Annotated in this window: 22 protein-coding genes; 12 read left to right on the top strand and 10 right to left on the bottom strand. The window is 41.2% G+C overall.

The window, feature by feature from the left end; genetic code table 11:
- Positions 1–194: 194 nt before the first annotated feature.
- Positions 195–1,124 carry a hypothetical protein gene (locus U2718_RS10365; RefSeq protein WP_341994083.1) on the bottom strand — a complete coding sequence of 310 codons (930 nt, stop codon included), beginning with the start codon at positions 1,122–1,124 and terminating at the stop codon, positions 195–197.
- A gap of 104 nt (positions 1,125–1,228) precedes the next feature.
- A complete protein-coding gene (locus tag U2718_RS10360; RefSeq protein WP_341994036.1) occupies positions 1,229–1,351 on the bottom strand; it encodes a hypothetical protein in 123 nt (40 codons plus the stop codon).
- Positions 1,352–2,628: 1,277 nt separating this feature from the next.
- On the opposite strand from U2718_RS10360, the gene U2718_RS10355 reads away from it, so the two are divergent.
- The 3 genes from U2718_RS10355 to U2718_RS10345 all read left to right on the top strand — a co-directional run bounded on the left by U2718_RS10355 (position 2,629) and on the right by U2718_RS10345 (position 6,700).
- Entirely contained in the window at positions 2,629–4,977 is a 2,349-nt protein-coding gene (locus U2718_RS10355; RefSeq protein WP_341994035.1) for a ribonuclease R family protein, read from the top strand.
- 257 nt (positions 4,978–5,234) lie between these two features.
- Positions 5,235–5,855, top strand: coding sequence for a flavin prenyltransferase UbiX (locus tag U2718_RS10350; RefSeq protein WP_341994034.1), 621 nt, complete (start codon positions 5,235–5,237; stop codon positions 5,853–5,855).
- 140 nt (positions 5,856–5,995) lie between these two features.
- A complete protein-coding gene (locus U2718_RS10345) occupies positions 5,996–6,700 on the top strand; it encodes a LapA family protein (protein WP_341994033.1) in 705 nt (234 codons plus the stop codon).
- A 24-nt stretch (positions 6,701–6,724) separates the two neighbouring features.
- Here the strand turns inward: U2718_RS10345 and U2718_RS10340 are convergent, their stop codons facing one another.
- Entirely contained in the window at positions 6,725–6,919 is a 195-nt protein-coding gene (locus tag U2718_RS10340; RefSeq protein WP_289793453.1) for a hypothetical protein, read from the bottom strand.
- Between the two features lie 487 nt (positions 6,920–7,406).
- Here U2718_RS10340 and U2718_RS10335 point away from each other — a divergent pair, with 487 nt between their 5' ends.
- The 3 genes from U2718_RS10335 to argB all read left to right on the top strand — a co-directional run bounded on the left by U2718_RS10335 (position 7,407) and on the right by argB (position 10,862).
- Positions 7,407–9,014, top strand: a complete 1,608-nt coding sequence (locus U2718_RS10335; RefSeq protein WP_341994032.1) for an NB-ARC domain-containing protein — start codon at positions 7,407–7,409, stop codon at positions 9,012–9,014.
- A 59-nt stretch (positions 9,015–9,073) separates the two neighbouring features.
- Positions 9,074–9,631 carry a shikimate kinase gene (locus U2718_RS10330; RefSeq protein ID WP_341994031.1) on the top strand — a complete coding sequence of 186 codons (558 nt, stop codon included), beginning with the start codon at positions 9,074–9,076 and terminating at the stop codon, positions 9,629–9,631.
- A 337-nt stretch (positions 9,632–9,968) separates the two neighbouring features.
- On the top strand, positions 9,969–10,862 hold the full coding sequence (argB, locus tag U2718_RS10325; RefSeq protein WP_341994082.1) for an acetylglutamate kinase: 894 nt from the start codon (positions 9,969–9,971) through the stop codon (positions 10,860–10,862).
- A gap of 129 nt (positions 10,863–10,991) precedes the next feature.
- On the opposite strand, the gene U2718_RS10320 is transcribed toward argB, so the two are convergent.
- Positions 10,992–11,516, bottom strand: coding sequence for a hypothetical protein (locus U2718_RS10320; protein ID WP_411813262.1), 525 nt, complete (start codon positions 11,514–11,516; stop codon positions 10,992–10,994).
- 76 nt (positions 11,517–11,592) lie between these two features.
- Between U2718_RS10320 and U2718_RS10315 the strand changes: the two genes are divergently transcribed.
- From U2718_RS10315 to U2718_RS10305, 3 genes are all read left to right on the top strand, one after another.
- On the top strand, positions 11,593–12,114 hold the full coding sequence (locus U2718_RS10315; RefSeq protein ID WP_341994081.1) for a tetratricopeptide repeat protein: 522 nt from the start codon (positions 11,593–11,595) through the stop codon (positions 12,112–12,114).
- Between the two features lie 207 nt (positions 12,115–12,321).
- The gene (locus tag U2718_RS10310) at positions 12,322–13,116 is read left to right on the top strand and encodes a DUF3153 domain-containing protein (RefSeq protein WP_341994029.1); all 795 of its coding nucleotides are present in this window, start codon (positions 12,322–12,324) and stop codon (positions 13,114–13,116) included.
- A gap of 39 nt (positions 13,117–13,155) precedes the next feature.
- Positions 13,156–13,377 carry a hypothetical protein gene (locus tag U2718_RS10305; RefSeq protein ID WP_341994028.1) on the top strand — a complete coding sequence of 74 codons (222 nt, stop codon included), beginning with the start codon at positions 13,156–13,158 and terminating at the stop codon, positions 13,375–13,377.
- A 129-nt stretch (positions 13,378–13,506) separates the two neighbouring features.
- Here the strand turns inward: U2718_RS10305 and panB are convergent, their stop codons facing one another.
- Positions 13,507–14,280 (bottom strand): 3-methyl-2-oxobutanoate hydroxymethyltransferase, encoded by a 774-nt coding sequence (panB, locus tag U2718_RS10300; protein WP_341994027.1) that lies wholly within the window; start codon positions 14,278–14,280, stop codon positions 13,507–13,509.
- A 247-nt stretch (positions 14,281–14,527) separates the two neighbouring features.
- Positions 14,528–15,655 carry a two-component regulator propeller domain-containing protein gene (locus U2718_RS10295; RefSeq protein ID WP_341994026.1) on the bottom strand — a complete coding sequence of 376 codons (1,128 nt, stop codon included), beginning with the start codon at positions 15,653–15,655 and terminating at the stop codon, positions 14,528–14,530.
- 214 nt (positions 15,656–15,869) lie between these two features.
- Here U2718_RS10295 and U2718_RS10290 point away from each other — a divergent pair, with 214 nt between their 5' ends.
- Genes U2718_RS10290 through U2718_RS10280 form a run of 3 tightly spaced genes read left to right on the top strand, consistent with a single transcriptional unit; the run spans position 15,870 to position 16,992 of the window.
- Complete coding sequence (locus U2718_RS10290) at positions 15,870–16,106, top strand: DUF6888 family protein (RefSeq protein ID WP_411813261.1); 237 nt, start codon at positions 15,870–15,872, stop codon at positions 16,104–16,106.
- Positions 16,096–16,329 (top strand): DUF6887 family protein, encoded by a 234-nt coding sequence (locus U2718_RS10285; RefSeq protein ID WP_341994024.1) that lies wholly within the window; start codon positions 16,096–16,098, stop codon positions 16,327–16,329. The genes U2718_RS10290 and U2718_RS10285 overlap by 11 nt, the downstream gene beginning before the upstream one ends.
- Before the next feature lie 48 nt (positions 16,330–16,377).
- Positions 16,378–16,992, top strand: coding sequence for a Uma2 family endonuclease (locus tag U2718_RS10280; protein ID WP_341994023.1), 615 nt, complete (start codon positions 16,378–16,380; stop codon positions 16,990–16,992).
- Between the two features lie 59 nt (positions 16,993–17,051).
- On the opposite strand, the gene U2718_RS10275 is transcribed toward U2718_RS10280, so the two are convergent.
- From U2718_RS10275 to U2718_RS10260, 4 genes are all read right to left on the bottom strand, one after another.
- Positions 17,052–17,642, bottom strand: coding sequence for a Uma2 family endonuclease (locus U2718_RS10275; RefSeq protein ID WP_341994022.1), 591 nt, complete (start codon positions 17,640–17,642; stop codon positions 17,052–17,054).
- 24 nt (positions 17,643–17,666) lie between these two features.
- Complete coding sequence (locus tag U2718_RS10270) at positions 17,667–17,897, bottom strand: hypothetical protein (RefSeq protein WP_341994021.1); 231 nt, start codon at positions 17,895–17,897, stop codon at positions 17,667–17,669.
- A gap of 221 nt (positions 17,898–18,118) precedes the next feature.
- The gene (locus U2718_RS10265) at positions 18,119–18,349 is read right to left on the bottom strand and encodes an addiction module protein (protein ID WP_341994020.1); all 231 of its coding nucleotides are present in this window, start codon (positions 18,347–18,349) and stop codon (positions 18,119–18,121) included.
- Between the two features lie 96 nt (positions 18,350–18,445).
- On the bottom strand, positions 18,446–20,527 hold the full coding sequence (locus tag U2718_RS10260) for a serine/threonine-protein kinase (RefSeq protein WP_341994019.1): 2,082 nt from the start codon (positions 20,525–20,527) through the stop codon (positions 18,446–18,448).
- Between the last annotated feature and the right edge of the window lie 47 nt (positions 20,528–20,574).

The following is a 20,574-nucleotide window of genomic DNA, read 5'->3' as shown; positions in this document are numbered from 1 at the left end:
TGGGGATCGCTGTCTGTCGCTTCGAGCAAATATTTCCTTGTTTGTTAATTATTGTTAGTAATATGCAACCAATCTCCAACCCCTATGTGAGAGGGGTGGAGAAAGACAAGGAGACACGGAAATATGGGGAGGGGGAGCAAAGGCTTCAGCGCACTGGCTCCCCTACTAACCACTAACTACTAACTACTATCCAATCAAAACCCTGCTAACGGATCTAAAGGTGTAGGTTGGGATTCTAAATATTTGAGAAAATGGCGTAATTCTTCTGGATCAAGTAGATGACGCGATACCTTGCCGTAAGTTTTTTTCAAATAGTCCTTTCCTTGTTCAATTGTCCAGCCCAAACGCTGCATTTCCACGCCAATTTTGGCTATATCATCTGATTGATCTACAGGTTCACTCTTCTTTTTTTTCTTTGTAGTTGCTGGTTGAGTGTCTGCATTCTCTTTCGGATTGCTATAACTACGTTGTGGAAATGGAGTGACATTACTAGAAGTCATTTCTGGAAACTGTTGCTCTTCCAGTTCTTTGCTCGGCGCGATAGTGCGAGCAGGGATGGCAGATTCTTGCTGTGCAACATCTGCGTCAGCTTCGCTGACGGTAGAAAAATCTTCTATTTTTCTACCCCTGCCGTACCCGCTGGAGGCGATCGCTCCTGTTTCTAATGGAATTTCTAACTGCGGTTCTTGTTGACTAGTAACAGTAAAGCCTTGCTCAAAACCTTGGTTATTATATACCTCAATTTCCCCTACAGAAACAGGATGTTCTGTGACAGGCGCAATAGTTTCTGTTTGCGAAACATATTTTGTTGTGGGGGTAGGAGTCGATTCGCGATGAAATTCATCTATAGTGGGTAAAGCCAGTTTAGGCTCTAACTTTTCTCTCGGTTCTGAAGGAATAGTTGCTGATGGTTGTGACTTACTCGTTACTCCCAAAACCATCAATGCCCTATTTCTTGCTTGGTCTTCTGCTAATTCTACTGTCTCTGCTGCTGCCATACCAGTGGCACGAGTAACACCGTCAATTTGCACGCTGGCACGAACGATATATTTTCCATGATAAATTTGCAATAATTCGGAAACTAAACTACCCGTAGGATACAAGCTCTGGAACTCAGCCAACATCATACTGCCACCAATCTATCGTGTGCTAAACGAGGGATTATGTTATGTCAAGTTCGGAATCAATACTAAAGTAGTCGTGATGAACTGCATACACCAATAGGGTACTAGGTACTGGGTACTGGGTATCGGGGATTGGGAAGAAAAGGACAAGGTGACACGGTGACACGGAGAATGATTCTCCCCTTGTCTCCCCACGCCAGTCGCCCCAAGTCGGGAAACCCGCCCACGGCGCTGGCTCCTCTCCCCCTCTCCTCTTCCTAGCCCCTAGTCCCTAATCCCTTATTCTCTTTTTTCTAGTCTAGTAAAGTGTTTTGGATTGCTTGACCGCCGAAGGCAAAAGAGTCATGCTAATTTAACTAACTTTGAACTCACTGTTAATTTTCCGCCACAAAAGACTAACCTTATAGGAAGATACTTTTGCATCTGTGCTGAATTCAATTGAAAACTTAAAATTACTTAACTAAACTTATACGACTCGTTAGTTTATGAATCAGCTATTTTGCTATCAAACCTAAATTGACCAAAAAAGTGAGAAAACTCTTTATACGTGCGTTCTGGCGATGAATCGCTGCTTGGACTTGGTCATTAGTTATTAGTACAAAGGATAAATTACCCAAAATCCGCTGGTATTTTTATAAATGTAGGAGTGGAGCTTAAAAACTAGGGGACGAGGTGAATTTATCTTGCGAGGTAAGCTGCTTACCATAATTTTTGTCAAATTGTTTATAACAACTTCTGTTGTTGATTTTTTGACTATCTACAAACAACAGCCTAGATATCTACTTTCATATATTCTTTTACATGATGACCTTTGTTACTTCCGTATCCGGATTGTAGCATCGTGATTTGCAAGTAATTTTTTTGCTACCTCTCAGAGATTATACGTAGTATTACTAGTAATGCTATACTATTTACCTAATAAAACATTCAGAAATCTTTTCTGGAAGTACTTACTAAATCTACAATAATGAAGTAATGGTTCGTCCTCACAGCTGATTAAGCTGCTGACCTGATTGTTACCGATTCTACATATGTAGCATTTAGGTTTGTCGGCAGTTTCTCCTAGTTAAAAATCAGAGTCTTATGGCGTAAAGTACCTTGTAACTAGGCAATCGAACACCTGCGCTTTACCCTGCATGATGTGTTTGGGCAGTTCCACTGAGAGCAATCCAAACATAAGTCTCTTAAAAACCCGTTGCGTACTTAACTTAGTAGGGTAAAATCGGCATCAGGCACGCTTTTTCCGATTAGCATAAACAAGGGGCTTGAACGAAGATAATACTCTGAGATGAACGTGTAGCGCCCTACTTGTTGGGAAGTTCGTTTACCACTAGTGTCTGTGGTTCGTGAGGGTACTCAACCAAGAACCAGATTCAACAACAGACATTTTGCAAGGGCGGAGAATCCTCCGAAGTTCAAATTGCCGACAGTCGGCACTCTGACTTCTCTCTGCGCGCAAGTGTCCTCAAAAAAATGATGTTTTGACCAAAGGTCGGTTCACTGCATGGAATTTTCAATCGCTACACTCCTTGCCAATTTCACAGATGATAAATTGGTAGCTCGTAAACTGTTGGAAAAGAAACTTGGTTGTGAAGATGAAGCTAGTTTAGAAAAACTTCACATAGCCTTGGAGGTGCTAGAAAAAATAGGAATATTAGTAAAAGAACGTGGCAAGTATCGCCGTGTGACAGAAGAAGGCTTGATTGAAGCTAAACTTCGCTGTTCCAGTAAAGGCTTTTGCTTTGCAATTCAAGATGTAGAAGGCGCTGAAGATATATATATCCGGGAAAGCCATTTAAGTAACGCTTGGAATGGCGATCGCGTTTTAGTTAGGGTTCTCAAAGAAGGTAGCCGTCGCCGTTCTCCAGAGGGAGAAGTAAAGCTAATTTTAGAGCGATCAAATCATACCTTACTAGCACGAATCAAGCAGGTGGAAATCGGTTTTCGTGCTGTACCTTTGGACGATCGCTTGCTGTTTGAACTCAAACTGCAAAACCATAATCCCAAGTTAGAAGAAGCTGTCGATCACCTAGCTCATGTGGAGGTTTTGCGTTATCCCCTAGCACAGTATCCTCCCCTTGGTCGAGTAGTGCAAATCCTTGGTAGTGATGCAGAAGCTGCTGCTGATATTGATTTAGTTACCTGCAAACATGACCTTTCCCGTACTTTTTCGGAGAACGTGCAAGAAGCAGCCGCAAAACTACCGAAAAGGATTCTCAAAGCAGATCTGAAAAATCGATTAGATTTGCGACAAAAATTTACAGTTGCAATTAATGGTAATAATGTTGACACAAAAACTGTAGAAAATGCCTTTTCTTTAGAAAAAACTGCTGCTGGAAATTGGCAATTGAGCTTTCACATTGCTGACATTTCTCACTATGTTCAACCCGACGAAGCGCTGGATCGCGAAGCACTTAGACGCGGCAGATCTGTATATCTGGGAGAACTGGTACTGCCAATGTTACCAGAAACCGTGGCAGATCGCTGTTCTTTAGTGCCGGGCAGCGATCGCTTAACTATCTCCTGCTTGATTACTTTCGACTCGCAAACGGGACAAATGCTGGATTGGGAAATTCAGCCCAGCGTCATTAAAGTTGACACCTTACTCAATCCTCAAGAAGTAGAAGCAATTTTGGGTAAGAAATCCACCAGAAAGTCAACTGAAGTAGCACAAATGGTGCAACAGTTAGAAATTTTGCGGGTTTCTCTCAAACAGCAACGTACAGAGCGCGGTAGTTTGCAGTTAAATCTACCACCAAACAAAAACCCCTTCTATGACGAAGGCATTCTCGGATGTGTAGTGGAAAACGATTCACCTGTGCGATCGCTCCTGAGTGAATTTGTGCTGCTGGTTAATCAAATCGTGGCAAATCACCTTAATGCTTTGGGAATTCCTGCCATTTGGCGAGTGCAAGGCGCACCCGATCCAGAAGATGTACAGGAAATGCTGAAATTGGCCATTAATTTAGGCGTCGATCTGTCAATAGATCCAGAAATAGATATTCAACCACTGGATTATCAACAATTAACTAGAGTATTTGCAGAATCGTCATCTGAGCAAGTATTAACCTACCTGTTACAAGACACCCTCAAGCAGGCAATATATAGCACTAACAAAGCACCTCACTTTGGTTTAGCGCTGCCAGAATATACCCACTTTACAGCTCCTTTGCGACGTTATCCGGATTTACTAATGCAGAGGGTATTTTACGCATTACTCGAACACGGACGCGATCGCCGCAATACCCGTGTCAAAGAGCGTGTTAACCTGCGTTCTTCCACCAGTCACGGCGAAATCAATTGGAACGTTCTGCCACCAGAATTGCAAAGTGAACTGCAAAGCGAACTAACAAGGGTGATTACCCAAATTAATGATCGCGAAAAAGAAGTCCTAGAAGCCGAAGCCGATTTGGAGGGTTTGCAAAGAGCCTCTTTAATGAAACAGCGCATCGGTGAAGTGTTCAATGGTGTAATTACTGGTGTACAGTCTTACGGTTTCTTTGTAGAAATTGAAGTACCGCCCAGGGAAACTAAAGGAAGTCAAAACGTTCCTTTACGGGTAGAAGGATTGGTACATGTCAGTTCCCTCAAAGACGATTGGTATGAGTACCGAGCTAGACAACAAGCACTGTTTGGACGCAAAAATCGTGCTTCCTATCGATTGGGCGATCGCGTTGCCGTACAAGTTAAAAGTGTCGATTACTACCGCCAGCAAATTGATTTAGTAACAGTTGGTAGTGATGGTATTCCTTCTCGTCACGATATCGGCGCAATTAACGGTGAAGAACCAGGTATCTACTTACCTCATGATATGGAACCAGACGACTTAGAATCATATTCAGATGATGAATAAAGAAACTAAGAATTGGTTAATGGAGGCGTTAGTAGGGGAGGCAGTGCGGTGGTGAACCAGCACTTTTGGGAGGGTTTCTGGCGTTGTAGCACTTGGCGTCAACTGGTGTGCGGGTTTTGTTGATTATCGTTGGATTAAAACCAACAACTTATCTTCTAAACCCCCCCGCACAGTGGTTAGTTGTTAGCTACTAACCACTAACTACTATCTACTAACTACTAACTACTAAATTTCTTCCCAATTTCACATTTTACAGCGTGTCAAATCAAACTCAACCAATAGTCTTAGGAGTATCAGGTGCATCTGGACTGATTTACGCGGTGCGGATGATCAAATTTTTGCTTCAAGCCGACTATGAAATCGAATTGGTTGCTTCCAAATCAACCTACATGGTTTGGCAATCCGAGCAAAATATTCGTATGCCAGTAGAACCTATTCAACAAGAGCAATTTTGGCGAGAGCAAGCAGGTGTTGAAGTTGGAGGAAAACTACGCTGTCATCCTTGGGGTGATGTGGGAGCGAATATCGCCAGTGGTTCCTTTCGTACTCTCGGAATGATTGTAATTCCGTGTAGTATGGCGACAGTAGCCAAGCTAGCAGCAGGCTTGAGTTCTGATTTGTTGGAGCGGGCAGCAGATGTACAGATTAAAGAAGGACGAAAGCTAGTGATAGTCCCTCGTGAAACTCCTTTTAGCCTCATTCACCTCAGAAATTTAACTACCCTTGCAGAAGCTGGAGTCAGAATTGTTCCTGCAATTCCTGCTTGGTATCACAATCCTAAGACGATAGAGGATTTAGTTGATTTTGTAGTCGCTCGTGCTTTAGATCAACTAGAGATTGATTGCATCCCAATTCAGCGTTGGCAAGGTAATCATTGATAATAAGAGGTTAGGGGACAGGGGCAGGGAAGAGGACACGGAGAATCGGAAATCACGTTTTTGCCCCTCTGCTCCTGGTGCTCCTGGTGCTTCTTTCCTAGCCCTAGCCCCTAGCCCCTAGTCCCCAATCCCTATTCACTATGGCAGTATTTCGCTTAATTTTATTAGTAGCATTATTGGGAGGACTAGCATTGTTACTAGCACAAAACTGGTCACCTGTACTCCCACTAATTTTTTTGGGTATGCGGACTCAGGCATTACCACTAGCTATGTGGATTTTGTTCAGCACTGCTGCTGGTGCCGCTACCTCTTTAGCGATTTCTATCTTGTTTCAATTATCAGGTTATTTTACAGCACCAAAACGCCAAGTTCGCTCTGCATCTAAATCACCAAGAACAAAAGCTCCATTCGATAGCGATCGCCCTCGTACAGAAGAACCTAAATATAGCTATACTACTCCTCCACCATCAGCAACTAAAACTGGTGACAGTACCCGTGCTAGTGCAGAGGATTGGGAAACAAGCAGTATTAATGATGATTGGGATTTTGAAGAAATAGAGGAAACAGCTAAATCTCCTCAAAATACACAAGTTAGAGACTTTGATACCTACGAAAAACAACAAGAACCAAAAAGTGGCTCTAAATCAGGTTCTGTTTACTCTTACAACTACCGTGAACCTAAAAATTCTGGGGCGGGAAAAACGGAATCAATTTACGATGCTGATTATCGAGTGATAGTTCCCCCCTATCAACCACCGACTGAGAGTCAAGCCGATGGAGATGAAGATGATTGGGGATTTTTAGACGATGATAACGAAAATGAAGATGAACGTTCCCGTCAATAAGTAGAGGCACAATAGCCTTAGTGCCTATTTTATACCACAACGTTCGCGAGACTCTTGCTTGACTTTGCCTGTCATCGCAGCTTCCTGTAAAGTCATAAAAGCATTCAAATCTTCTAAATCATACCGGGTTGTCAGCAATTGTCGCAGTTGGTTTTCTGCCTCCACAGTTAAGTAGCCAGTTAATAAAGCCGTTTGTACAACGTCTCGAATCCGAGTCATGGTTGAAACCTCTAAAACCACACTTAATTTATTCGGCTCGCCCAGAATACGTAGTATTTTCTCCGTAGATCAATCAAGATGGCAAAGATTTTTCAACCACGAAATAAACTCAGTCATTTTTTACACCTTTTTAAGAATAAATACTGATTTGCAAATTAGAGAAATCAAGTTAAATTAGTTTGAAATTAAAGCAGAATTAAGTTTGTTACCACAGACTTGTCAGTGTACTGATAAAAACACTTTACTGCTTAAAGTTTCTACTACTTGTGAATCCCGCTTTTTGAAGTTGACGTAAATTGAGTGAATAAAGTTTCAAACAAATTTCATGAAAGTTCCTTTAAGCCTAAAGATACCTAAGCTGGAACTGTCAATTCACCTAACGAATGTTATCAAATTCGTTATAACTTTACCATACATTCATTATTGCTTCATCAAACAGTCGTTAATATTAGTTCTGAATTACTTATAAGAAATAACAGTAACTACTGTGTCTAATTTTAAGAAGAGAGAAGAGGAATTTATAGAAGCAAATACTCATTGGGAAATAGAGAAATTATATATAGATTTAGCTTTAGCAAAAGGAAAGGCTCTAACTCCAGTTGAGAAAAAGTTTCTACGCGGTTTACTTTGCGGTTTTAGTCCTGCTGAAATTGCAAGCAAAGTTTATGAAAGTCGTAGTAGTAGTACAGTTAGAGTCTATCTTTCTAATGGGTTATATAAGTATATAGAAGATTTGGTCAGTAATCAAGCTGGATATTCTGTTAAAGTAAAAAACTGGAGTCGTGTAACTTATTTACTTGAAAAGGCCGGTTACAAAAAAAAATTACTCACAATAGATTTAGATAGCGATCGCCTCATTACCACAAAACAAAACGATGCTAATTCATTTACGCTTAAACAAGACTCACATCTAGATTTAGATGAAGCAGCAGATGTGAGTTGTTTTTATGGAAGAGAAACAGAATTAGCACTAGTTAAAAAATATATTATTCAAGACAATTGTCGATTGTTAGTACTTTGGGGTATGGCTGGAATCGGCAAAACAGCTTTAGCAGTGAAACTAGCACAAGAGATTCAAGAAAATTTTGATTATGTAATTTGGCGTTCGTTACATCTTGCTCCAGCTTTAGAAACTATTTTGAGTCAAATCATTCAATTTTTATCTCCTCAGCAACAGATAAATATCACAGATAAAAGTATGAATTTGGCTTGTTCGCAACTCATAGATTGCTTACGTTCTTATCGCTGCCTTATTTTTTTAGATCATGTAGATGCAATATTAGATAATAGCTATGAGAATCAATTAGGTAATTTTAATATTCCAGATAATAATTATAGAATACAAAACACTTCTGATTACTCACTACCCCATATAGACTATCATCATGATTACGAAAATTATGGAGATTTAATTAGACGCATAGGAGATTCACAGCACCAAAGTTGCTTGTTGTTAACTATACGAGAGAAGCCAAGCAAAATAGTAGATTTAGAAGGTAAAATGTTATCTGTTCGATGTTTACAATTAACTGGATTAAATCAAGCAGAAAACACAAAGATTTTTAAAAATAACGCATTACTCGAATTTACTCAGAAAGATATAAAAAAAATTACTAATTGGTATGCAGGTAATCCATTATTGATTAAATTAGTAGCAAATATTATTCATGATTTTTTTGATAATAGTATCCAAGAGTTTTTAGCGCAAAATACTTTAATTTTTACAGATATACGAGTAATATTAGATGAACAGTTTAATCGTTTGTCTAGTATAGAAAAACAAATAATGTACTGCATTGCAGTCAATCCGGATCTTATATCATTGCAGACAATAGAAAGTCAGATATTACCATCCTTACCAAAACAATTATTATTGCAGGGTATAGAGCTACTGCGGAGGCGATCGCTCGTAGAAAAGCAAGCATCAGGTTTCTCGCTAGTACCAGTATTGAGAGAATATATTATTGAAAGATTAATAGAGGAGAGTTGGAAATTTAGTACAGAAAAAGCAGGCTCATTACTAATAACTCATGCATTTTTGGAAAAACAACTGAAAAATTATATTCAAGAAAGTCGTTTAAATATGGAAAATTAAGGTAGAGTAAAAAGCGATCGCCAATATTGGATGAGACTATAGCTGGAGCAAAGCGACTTGTGAATAGCTTATTAAAAGGAATTAACCTGTACTTAGTTGCGATGCCGGGAGCAGGAAAAACAACAGTAGGGCGTTTACTGGCAAAACAGCTAGGTTATGGGTTTATAGACACTGACGAAGTAATTGTACAAGCAGCAGGACAGTCTATTAGTCAAATTTTCGCCGAACAAGGAGAAGCAGAATTTCGCCTGTTAGAAAGCAAGGTTTTAGCACAAATTTGTGCAATTCAAAAGCTAGTAGTTGCTACTGGTGGAGGCATTGTCCTGCTGCGAGAAAACTGGAGCTATCTGCACCACGGCTTAGTTGTTTGGCTAGATGCAGCAGTAGATATACTGTACTGCCGTTTAGCACAGGACACAACCCGACCATTGTTACAACAAACCGATCCTAAAGCAAAGTTGCGATCGCTCCTCGAACAACGACAACCACTCTACGCTCAGGCAGATTTGCGAATTCCCATTAGGGAAGAAGAAACACCAGAAGACATTTCCACACGAGTTTTAGAAGCAATTCCCAGCGTTCTCAAAAAACCAGATTCTCTACCGAACGGTTATTAGTAATTTTGTTAGTGGATAGTCAATAGTCATTAGTCATTTGTTAGTAGGGGAGCCAGTGCTTTGCGGAGCCATTGCGGCGAAAGGGTTCCCAGCATAAAGCAGCGAGCGCGTTGCGGGGATTTCCCCCGTTGTAGCGACTGGCGGGCGGGTTTTATTGATGATTTTTCGGTTGAAACAGACAATTTATCTTCTAAACCCGCCCGTAGAGTGGTTAGTTGTTTATTACTCCCTTATCTCCTTGTCTCCTTATCCCTGTGTCCCCATGTCTCCGTCTCCCCATCTCCCTCAATCTGTGAGAAATTGTTGGGAGTACTAAATTAACTTTCACAAGCTCCTCATCATGATTAACGATACTGAATACATTCGGCAAGCTGCGGCTACGCGCGTGCAAGTGTTAAGTGAGGCATTACCTTACATCCAACAATTTACAGGCCGAACTATCGTTGTCAAATACGGCGGTGCCGCGATGAAAGATAGCAATCTCAAAGATAAAGTTATCCGCGACATCGTATTTATGTCCTGTGTTGGTTTGCGCCCGATTTTGGTACATGGCGGTGGCCCAGAAATTAATAGTTGGCTTGATAAACTGGGAATCGAAGCACAATTTAAGAATGGTTTGCGGGTGACTGATGCACCGACAATGGATGTTGTAGAAATGGTGTTAGTCGGTCGTGTTAATAAAGAAATTGTCTCTTTGATTAATCAAGCTGGCGGTTCAGCAGTGGGACTATGTGGTAAGGACGGCAATTTAATTAAAGCTCGTCCCCAAGGAGAAGAAGGCATTGGCTTTGTTGGGGAAGTGAGCATTGTAAAGATTAAGATTTTAGAAACACTGGTAAGTAACGGTTATATTCCCGTAGTATCAAGTGTAGCCGCCGATGACACTGGTCAAGCTTACAATATAAACGCCGACACCGTAGCTGGAGAAATCGCAGCAGCAATGGGAGCAGAAAAGTTAATTTTGCTTACTGATACACGAGGTATCCTGAAAGATTATAAAGACCCCTCTAGTTTAATTCCAAAAGTCGATATTCAAGAAGCCCGTGAACTAATTGGTACTGGTGTAGTCAGTGGCGGTATGATCCCCAAAGTTAATTGCTGCGTGCGATCGCTCGCTCAAGGAGTACGTGCTGCACACATTATTGATGGTCGCATTCCCCATGCTCTACTACTAGAAATTTTTACTGATGGCGGGATTGGCACAATGATTGGTGGCTCTCAATTTGTGTGAGCAGGGATTAGGGGCTAGGGACGCTTGTAAAGACGCACAGAGAAGAAGGAGACAAAGAAAGAGAACCTGATTCACAATTCCCCGTGTCCCCGTATCCCCGCGTCCCCGTGTCCTCTTCCTTCACCCAATTTACCAGGGAGATTTGATGATAATGTGTTGTCTTCCTGGCTTACGATCCGAAGAATCAACTATTGTCGGATTAATTAGTGTTGAGTTTATGATGCTTGGATTCGTCAACACAGGATTGACTAAGATTGTATCTTGGTTTTTGTACCGCCCATGTCGGTGTGGATGGTACTGATAATCTGGGTATGGGTGATGACTATCACTTGGGGATGAATAATAGATATGATTTGGGTACGAGTGATAACTATGACTTGGGGATGAGTGATAGGTGCGATTTGGTGTCAGCCCCGTTACCGGATTTACGGGCATGGGAGCGGGTATGGGGCTTCCGTAAATAATGTTACCAACACTAGATGGCTGGCTACCTTTATAAAAATCTGCACCACCTATTATTTTTATTTCAGCAGAAGCAGGAGCCACGGTTGCACTCATCAAAGCTGCTGTTAAACCTAGTCCCAGCATATGCACTTGGGAAAGCTTGTTGTTAAACATATTTTTATCACCTTGCTTGGATAAATTTTTTGACATTGTTATTAACCAAAAGGATTTCAAAAATGTTGCTGCCATTGGCACAATGAAGGCAGTGCTGATTTGTGAGAGAAACGTGAGTTCAGAGAGTTTAGAGATAGCTAAAACTCGTTACCAGAAAGGGAGAGCCGCCCTTGAAAGCGGGCAATACCGAGATGCCGTTGAACAGTTAGAAAAAGCCAGTGCGCTCTTGGTTCGTAATACTCGCCTCGGAGGTGAAGTACAAATTTGGTTGGCGACAGCTTATGAAGCAGCCGGACGCACACAAGATGCGATCACTCTTTGCGAACAGCTCAAACGCCATCCCCACTCAGAAACCAGCAAGGAAGCACGGCGATTACATTACATTCTCAAAGCACCCCGATTACAACGCCCTAAAGAATGGATGACGGAAATTCCCGATTTTAGTGCACTACCTGATAACGAAGCCAAAATTCGTTTTACTGCTAATACTACCAAATCCTCTCAACCTCGGAAGCCTCCTGAGGTAGAATTTGTTGACCTTAGCCAAGTGAATACTAAGGATAATCGCTTTATCTGGGTGGCTTTAATTGTTATTGTTTTGACACTAGGTAGTTTAATTTGGTTGAGTTTATAAGCTAGGAGGGAGAGGAGCGACACGGGGAATAATAGACAATCAACTATTGTACGGGCGGGTTTAGAAGATAAATTGTCTGTTTCAACCGAAAAATCATCAATAAAACCCGCACGCCAGTTGCTACAACGCGGGAAACCCGCGCAAAGCACTGGCTCCCCTACTTAACAAATGACTAATGACTAATGACTATTTAGGAGATTTACACTGATGAATTTATCTACTTTTAGAAAAAGTTTATTGAGGTTAAGGTACCTTTGCCTGGTGCTGGTGGCATCTGTGCTATTGTCGGGTTGTGTAGATTACCAGGTGGGAGTGAATTTCGATCATGCCAATAGCGGTGAACTGGTGCAGCATATTAAGTTAGGAGAACGGTTTACCAGTTTCGGTGGCGATCCAATATACGAATGGTTGAATAGCATTGAGCAGCGGGCGCGTCAAGAAGGAGGCAAAGTCCGACGGCTTTCTAAAGACGAAATTATTGTCAAAATCCCTTTCAACAATAGTCAGGAATTACAAAAGAAATTCAATACATTTTTCCACCCCAATACTAATTCAAAAGCAGAATCTGTCTCGGAACTGCCAAAGATAGAATCTAATATGCTTTTGTATCAAAACAATTTTTTACTGTTAGTAAGAAATCGCTTAATTTATGATTTAGATTTGCGCTCGCTTGGTTTGATTTCCAGTCAAGGTAATGTTTTAGCTAATACTGGCTCGATTCTGGATTTAGAATTCAGCTTGAAGGCTCCTTGGGGAGCAAGAAACATTCAAAAAACTGAAAATGCTCCCCCAGTGCAAAGAAATAAAAATCAGTTGTTATGGAAACTAAACCCCGGTGAACTTAACCATATAGAAGCGGTTTACTGGCTTCCTAGTCCGATGGGAATTGGTACATTGTTAATTATTTTGTTTGTCGCGGCAGGCTTTTACCTGCGATACAGGTTTATGCCCGATCCCAAAATTCAATTTACTTCCAAGACAGTAGCAACTCTTGGACAGTAGAATTTACAAACCACATCACTTTTTCTGTAATCAGTAGTTGTGGGTTCAACATCCAAAATTTACTATCCCTGTCCAAATCTACCAGTACTTAAAAGTAGCGATCGCTTTTTAAGACTTCTCGTCAGCGAGTCTCATAACCTCATTCATCAGTTTCAAATACTCATCAACGAGTCTTGGAAGCTCATTCATCAGTCTGAGATACTCGTTGGTGAGTCTTACAATCTGATTGATCACTCTCAGATACTCATCAACAAGTATTAAAACCTCATTCATCAGTTTCAAATACTCATCAGCGAGTCTTGGAAGCTAATTTATTAGTCTGAGATACTCATTGGCGGATCTTGGAATTTCAACAATCAGTATTAAAACTTACTCATCTAGATTAATACTCTACTCTGGAAATTTCCGCTCTCTGACTTCAACACTATAATCCTGCACTGCTTTAGTAATTGTCTCACGTAAATTGGTATAAATTTTTGCAAATGGTGGATGTTTTTCAGAAAGACCGAGAACATCAGAAGTAACTAAAACTTGACCATCACAATGCGGCCCAGCACCAATTCCAATCGTGGGAATACTGAGTTTTTGTGTAATTAGTAATGCCAAATCCGTGGGAATATGCTCTAACACTATTGAAAATACACCCGCTTGTTCAAGAGCGATCGCTTCCTGTAAAATTCGCTCCCGCGTTACTTCTGTTTTGCCTTGTTGCCGCAAGCCAATTTGATGGACTGATTGTGGTGTTAAACCAACATGACCCATTACCGGAATTCCCGCCTGTACCAAACGAGTGATGGTTTCTATCATCGCCGGGTATCCACCCTCTAATTTTACTGCTTGTGCTCCAGCTTCTTTAAGCGCACGTCCGGCAGAGTTTATAGCTTGTTGAATACTTTCTTGATACGTTAAAAATGGTAGATCTACGACCATCAAAGCGCGTTTCACCCCACGACGGACAGCTTTAGCATGGTAGAGCATCTCTTCTAGGGTAATTGGTAGTGTTGTTTCATACCCCAACACTACTGCCATTGAATCACCTACTAAGATTAAATCCACACCAGCGAGATCAAGTAGTTGGGCGATCGCATAATCCCAAGCGGTTAACGCCACAATTTGGCGTCCCTGTTGTTTCCATTGAATTAATTGCTGCGTGGTGAGTGCCATTTTCGATTAGGAGCTAGGGGTTAGAGTCTAGGGGTTATACCATTTTGGATTTTGGATTGGAATCGCCTTTTGTGTCCGGGTTCCGTGAATCCATCTATCGCAATCATTTTTTAAATTGGTATTAGTATTTAGACTCTTTAACAAAAAAGAATACAGAGTACAGAACTATTCTAAATTCTGTATTCTGTATTCTTCGTTTCATACAACGTCAATTCTTGAATTTATTAATCTCTAGTACCTAACTTCCCTACTTAACCGCGCGAGTAAAAGCTAAATGGGGTTTTGCAGCGATTGTTTTTGGCATTAGCCAAGCTAAACCCTCTGTGGTGCCAATCCACAATTTATTACCGACATCAAGGGCAAGAGTAAGCACACGACTAGAAGGAAGTCCAGGGACTTGTTGGTCTAGTACAGCTCCAGTATGCGGATTTAATCTTAGCAAACCGTTACTAGTACCAACCCAAACACTACCATCTTTAGCAAAACGTATTGCCTTTACATCACGTCCCCGCAGGCGAGTTACAGATCGTAATACAATACCAGTTTTCGGGTTAATTATCAACAGACTATTTGGCATTCCTGCCCAAATCAAACCCTCCGGACTAATAGCCAGGGCTTGCACATTTGTTCCTGGTAACTGGTCAATTCGCTTCATAATATAGGCATTAGCCGTATTCACTCGCACTACACCATCAAGCGTTCCTACCCAAAGTTGTCCTTCTGCATCTAAAGCCAAAGCATTTGCACTAACACCAGGAAGATTTTTGACTGTAGTCATAATCAAACCTTGATCCGGGCTAATCAAGGCTAAACCGTTATCTGTTCCAGTCCATAAATAGCCCCGCTTGTCAACCAGTAGAGACAAAACTCTCTTAGAAGGCAAAAATAAGTTTTGCGCTGTAATTTCACTCGTCTGAAGATCTACTCTTTTTAATCCCTCATAAGTTCCTACCCACAAGCGCCCGACTTTATCTTGGGCTAAAGCACCAATTGCCTGATTTGGTAAACTAACGCGAGCCAATATTTTGCCAGTATTGGGATCAATCCGCGACAATCCCCGCCAAGAAGCCACCCAGAGATTGCCTGTATAATCTGGGTGCAAGACGCTAACGCGATAATCAGTTTCTTGTATGCGTTCTTGTACATCGCGATCGTCGGGTAAAGGATCTACTTGTCGTGGTGGTGCAGTTGCTGGGTAAGAGGGGGTAACTTTAGGCGGACTAACATTAGGAATTTTTGGTAGTGGAGTACTATTATCAACTTTTGACGGAGTTGCTGGAATTCCTAGCGCTACATTACTTAAACTCGGCAAAGCTACCAAGCTCAACAAGGTAAAACTGATTAATAAATTAGTACGCTTGCAAAACACTTTCACAGGCAAATTTCCTCTAAAGACAGTTTTTATAACCTTTCCCTCAACGGGCTTCAGGTTAATTTCAGTGTTCCCTGGAAGCGTACTTTTTAAACTCTAATTTGTGATTTTTCTCAAATTCTCTCAAATAGCCTGGTGGTAGAATCTCCAAATCCTCGTTACCAGGTTCAACCTGGTAACGAAAACTAGAGCCTCTGGCTCAATATGTGCGAGATTTTTGAACCTTGTAAGGCTTAATATTATTTATGTCACAATTAAGGAAAACAGTATATATCCTACAACTCGGCAAGCACTTATGTGTGTGATTATTTGCCAGTACTTGTCCAATTTGTACCGAGACATTCAGCTATTCCGTTTTAGTGATACAACTGGCAATGTGTTTATTTTGGCAGGTGATGAACTGCAAATCCTTGTCTTTCGTGATGGAACTTGGAGATTTGCCAATGAAACCTAATTTTGCCCAAATGTCTACAAAAGAATTAAGGCAATATGTGCTTGCTCATCGCGAAGATATAGAAGCTTTGGAAATTCTATTTAGTCGCCGTACTCCCGACTCCGAAGCAATTATCTATCCTTCTATGTTTACTGAAGATGGTCAACTTATAGAAGAGAATATGCGGATCATTGAGGAAGCGATCGCCAAAAGAATCCAGCAAGAGAAGAACAATCAGGACTAATAGTTTTGTGTTGTTGGTAAATTTTACTTGTTATGTGGAAGTAAAAGTATGACACAATCCTTACCCAAATTACTCACCTTCAATGAATTTATCGAATGGTATCCTAACGATGGTAAACGCTACGAATTGCACAAGGGAGTAATTTTTGAAATGCCCCCTCCAACGGGAGAACATGAAAAAGTTATTGCGTTTTTGTCGCGTAAGTTAACCGTGGAGTTTGATCGTCTTAATTTACCCTACGGGATTCCCAAAACTGCATTCGTCAAAACTCCTGCTGCTGAAACTGCTTATTCGCCTGATGTGTTGCTGCTAAATCTTAATAATCTCGACAATGAACCGCTTTTTCAAAAACAGTCAACAGTCAGCCAAGCTGCATCTGTTCCTCTAGTGGTTGAGGTTGTATCAACTAATTGGCGCGACGATTACTACAATAAACTGAGGGATTACGAAGAAATGGGCATTCCCGAATATTGGATTGCTGATTATGCTGCATTGGGTGCAAGAAAGTTCATCGGCAATCCCAAACAACCCACTATTTTTGTATGCGAATTAGTTGATGGTGAATATCAAATGACTGCGTTTCAAGGCAACACCGCGATTTCATCACCCACTTTTCCCCAATTAAATTTAACCACACAACAGATTTTTGATGCGGCTAAGTAACCGACATCCTGACACCGTGCTTCATTTATTTGTACTAAAATCTCTTCTAAAATTACTATTTATTTAGTTATTTTCTGACTATACTCAGTCACCGCATCATATTGGTCAGCCATTTGCGCATATTTTGCTAATAAATCTAAATCTAAATCAGGTAATAAATTACTTCTAGTAACTTTTATATAGCTGTCACCTTGTAAACAATAAACTGATAATAAACCATCTTCCCAAAACCAAACTTCAGGTATTCGCAAACGCCGATAAATTTCTAATTTATTAATTCCGCCACTTGTGACAGTTATTTCCAAAATTAAATCGGGGATAGGTTTTTTTGTCTCTAAATTATAAGACTCATCGGGTTCTCGTCGCGTTTTGTTTTCCTGCTTACCTATAGTTGCACTTCCCCGTCCATAAAACCGGATATTTTTTGTCCGCATATAAACTTCCAGCAACATCGCCAGAGTTTTTTTATTATCCTCATGGTCGTCAGAAAGTGGGGACATAATTTCGAGAATCCCATCTAAATAAGTTAGTCGTGCGCTTGTCCCTGCAAGGGCAACATCAAGCTGTTCTAACTGTTCCCAACTGACATTGTAGAGAAGAACGTAGGAACTCTCAGAATTAGTAGGTTTTTCCAGAACAGGGGAAGACATATGTTAAACCGTAGAGTGGTTTGTTTATATCATAGAACGGTCATTATCTAGAGATGCCAATAAGTTAGCAATACCCTCTTGAACAGTAGTTAACCTGGCAACAATATCTTCTAGTCGTGTAAATCCTGACCGAAGCTCTTGTATACCCTCGCGCAATTCTTGACGTTCTAGCCTTGCTTCTACCATAGAATCAAGCATTGCTTGAGCAGTTCTTGCATTACTTTCAATTAGTTGCTTGAGTTCTTCGTCAGTCATAATTTGCGTGAAAGTGACTTTCTTTTCCTTAATTTTAAGATGATTTTTGCTATATTTTCATAGTCAATCCAAGGTGCTGTTTAGCTACCAAAAATTGGCTTAGGAATTGGATACGATCGCTAAAAGAATCCAGCAAGAGAACAATAATCGGGATTAATTGTCATAGTAAGCAACAGCATCATTTAATTCCTGTTTGGCATCAGGATGAAAATCATACGCCATTACTTACTCCTGGAATGGAGTTCTCGCAACACCTGTCCACCAGGAATTAAATTAACTTCTCCTTGTTCAACAGCTTGAAACCTTTTCTCTGCTTCCTCTGCCCAAATGGCATCTATTTCTGCCTGATTTTCTGCATCCAGACTTTTAAACAAATGTTCAGCCAGCATTGCTCTTAAACCTGGAGGCAAAGACAATGCAGCGTTGAAGATTTCATCATAAGTATTAACCATAATTTTTTCGGATTTAGTAGCAAGTTATTTTGATTTTAGTTTAGGTTACTTTTTGCGTGTCCAGCTAAATACTCAAAACTGCTAACTCAGCACTTACTACTTTAGCCGCCACATTTTGATGGTCTTGTCTTCGCCACCACTGACAAGGATTTTGCCATCTGGGCTAATGGCGACAGAACGAACCCAGCCATTATGCCCTGTAAGGATGCGGATTTGCTTTCCTGTTACCATATCCCATAGTTCGATCTCCTGGGAACTACCACTAACAACAGTTTTACTATCTGGACTGAGGATGAGGGAAACAGCCACACCGGAAGGCCATTTAAGGATTTGCTCTCCTGTTACCAAGTTCCATAGTTTGATGTTGGGACTGAAGAATCCGTCCTCAACCTCACCACCACTGGCAAGGGTTTTGCCATCTGGACTGATGGCGACGGGTATAAATCTAGAACTCGCTGTGAGGGTGCGTATTTCCTTTCCTGTTGCCAAATTCCACAGTTTAATATTGCTGTTTATACTACCACTGGCAAGGGTTTTGCCATCTGGACTGATGGCAACGGAATTTACTTGCTGAGAATGTCCTCTAAGAGTACGGATTAGCTCTCCTGTTGCCAAATTCCATAGTTTGATGGTTCCGTCACCACTACCACTGGCAAGGGTTTTACCATCTGGGCTGATGGCGACAGAATAAACAATACCGGAATGTCCTGTGAAGGTGCGGATTTGCTCTCCTGTTGCCAGATTCCACTGTTTGATGCCATCGCCACCACCACCACCGACAAGGGTTTTGCCATCTGGGCTGATGGTGACGGAATAAACCCCGTAGGGCTGACCAGAGAGGGTGCGGATTTGCTCTCCGGTAGCTAGATTCCACAATTTGATGTTTCCGTCACCGCTACCACTAGCAAAAGTTTTGCCATCTGGAGTGATGGCGACAGAATAAACTTGGTCGGAATGCCCTGTGACAGAATAAACTGCGTCGGAATGCCCTGTTTCTTGCACCAAACTACTGAGAAAGCTCTTAACTACAAATATTGGACTAGTTGGAAACAAGCCGTAACGAACGTAACCATAGATTTGAGTTCCAATTAATCCTACTAAGGTAATTGCAGCTCCAACCAGTAATCTTTTTCTAAACTTAGTATTTTGTATCGATAGGTTTTTTAGCCCTATTTTTGGCGTTACTACTGGCTTTGTCGATGCTACTGGTGTTAATGCTTGTGGTTGAGAAGGTGCTGTAACAGGCTGTGAGGGTGGTGTTTGTGGAGTTGCAATTACAGGTGGAGGTGGTGGCGGTGGGGGATTTAAATCTTGTAAAACTTCCTCAGCCGACTGATAACGCTGTTGGTATTCTTCTTGCAACAATTTATTCAGCACGCGCCCTAAATCCTGACTTACTGGTTGCTGCAAATGCTTTTGCCAACTAGTAACCCAACCATAACCTTGTCGTTTCCACAACTCCCAAGGGGAAATTCCACTCAATAGGTGAAAGCAAGTTGCACCTACACTATATAAATCACTTGCTGGGTAAGCTTTCCCACCCTGCATCTGTTCCAATGGCGCATAACCAAAAGAACCGATCGCTGTTCCTGGTTGAGTCATTACTGTCATCGTCAGTTGTTTGGATGCACCAAAGTCAATTAGCACCAATTTCCGATCACCGCGACGAATAATATTTTCTGGCTTGATATCGCGGTGAATTACTTTATGTTGATGGACTGTTTTGAGAATTTCTAACAAATCAAGTAATAATTCTCTGAGTTTCTGCTCGTTGAAAGTTCCCTGTTGTTGTAATTCGGCTAATAAATTCTGCCCATTGATAAACTGCTGCACTAAATACAGACGATTATCTTGCTCAAAATACGCCAACAGTGTCGGAATTTGTGGATGTTCTCCTAACTGTTGCAGTCGCCTTGCTTCTTGCTCAAATAGTTCTGTGGCTTTGTTGAGTGATGCTGTTCCCTGAACTTGCGGTGCAAATTGTTTAATGACACAACGCTCATTTAGCTTGTCTATATCTTCTGCCAAATAGGTTTTACCAAATCCCCCACCACCTAATGATTTAATTGGGCGATAGCGGTTTCTCAGTACTACTAGTCCAGTACCGCAGTTAGAGCAAAACATTGTGCCATCAAGATTGGGCGGGTTGTGGCAAGCTGGATTGAGGCAGCAAGTCATAACTGTGCTTTTATGGGCAAGTGTATTTATTATCGCCTAATCCCAAC

The organism is Chlorogloeopsis sp. ULAP02, from assembly GCF_038404745.2.
Taxonomy (GTDB): Bacteria; Cyanobacteriota; Cyanobacteriia; order Cyanobacteriales; family Nostocaceae; genus Chlorogloeopsis.
The sequence above is the reverse complement of the archived record's forward strand: the minus strand, read 5'-3'. Positions and strand labels throughout refer to the sequence as shown.

What these genes read in the sequence shown, in the direction of transcription:
- U2718_RS10280 (WP_341994023.1), top strand. Translation starts at nt 16,378, where the DNA reads ATGACACAATCCTTACCCAAATTACTCACCTTCAATGAATTTATCGAA.
- U2718_RS10270 (WP_341994021.1), bottom strand. Translation starts at nt 17,897, where the DNA reads ATGACTGACGAAGAACTCAAGCAACTAATTGAAAGTAATGCAAGAACT.
- U2718_RS10265 (WP_341994020.1), bottom strand. Translation starts at nt 18,349, where the DNA reads ATGGTTAATACTTATGATGAAATCTTCAACGCTGCATTGTCTTTGCCT.
- U2718_RS10355 (WP_341994035.1), top strand. Translation starts at nt 2,629, where the DNA reads ATGGAATTTTCAATCGCTACACTCCTTGCCAATTTCACAGATGATAAA.
- U2718_RS10275 (WP_341994022.1), bottom strand. Translation starts at nt 17,642, where the DNA reads ATGTCTTCCCCTGTTCTGGAAAAACCTACTAATTCTGAGAGTTCCTAC.
- panB (WP_341994027.1), bottom strand. Translation starts at nt 14,280, where the DNA reads ATGGCACTCACCACGCAGCAATTAATTCAATGGAAACAACAGGGACGC.
- U2718_RS10320 (WP_411813262.1), bottom strand. Translation starts at nt 11,516, where the DNA reads ATGTCAAAAAATTTATCCAAGCAAGGTGATAAAAATATGTTTAACAAC.
- U2718_RS10260 (WP_341994019.1), bottom strand. Translation starts at nt 20,527, where the DNA reads ATGACTTGCTGCCTCAATCCAGCTTGCCACAACCCGCCCAATCTTGAT.
- U2718_RS10365 (WP_341994083.1), bottom strand. Translation starts at nt 1,124, where the DNA reads ATGTTGGCTGAGTTCCAGAGCTTGTATCCTACGGGTAGTTTAGTTTCC.
- U2718_RS10310 (WP_341994029.1), top strand. Translation starts at nt 12,322, where the DNA reads ATGAATTTATCTACTTTTAGAAAAAGTTTATTGAGGTTAAGGTACCTT.
- U2718_RS10345 (WP_341994033.1), top strand. Translation starts at nt 5,996, where the DNA reads ATGGCAGTATTTCGCTTAATTTTATTAGTAGCATTATTGGGAGGACTA.
- U2718_RS10285 (WP_341994024.1), top strand. Translation starts at nt 16,096, where the DNA reads ATGAAACCTAATTTTGCCCAAATGTCTACAAAAGAATTAAGGCAATAT.
- U2718_RS10340 (WP_289793453.1), bottom strand. Translation starts at nt 6,919, where the DNA reads ATGACTCGGATTCGAGACGTTGTACAAACGGCTTTATTAACTGGCTAC.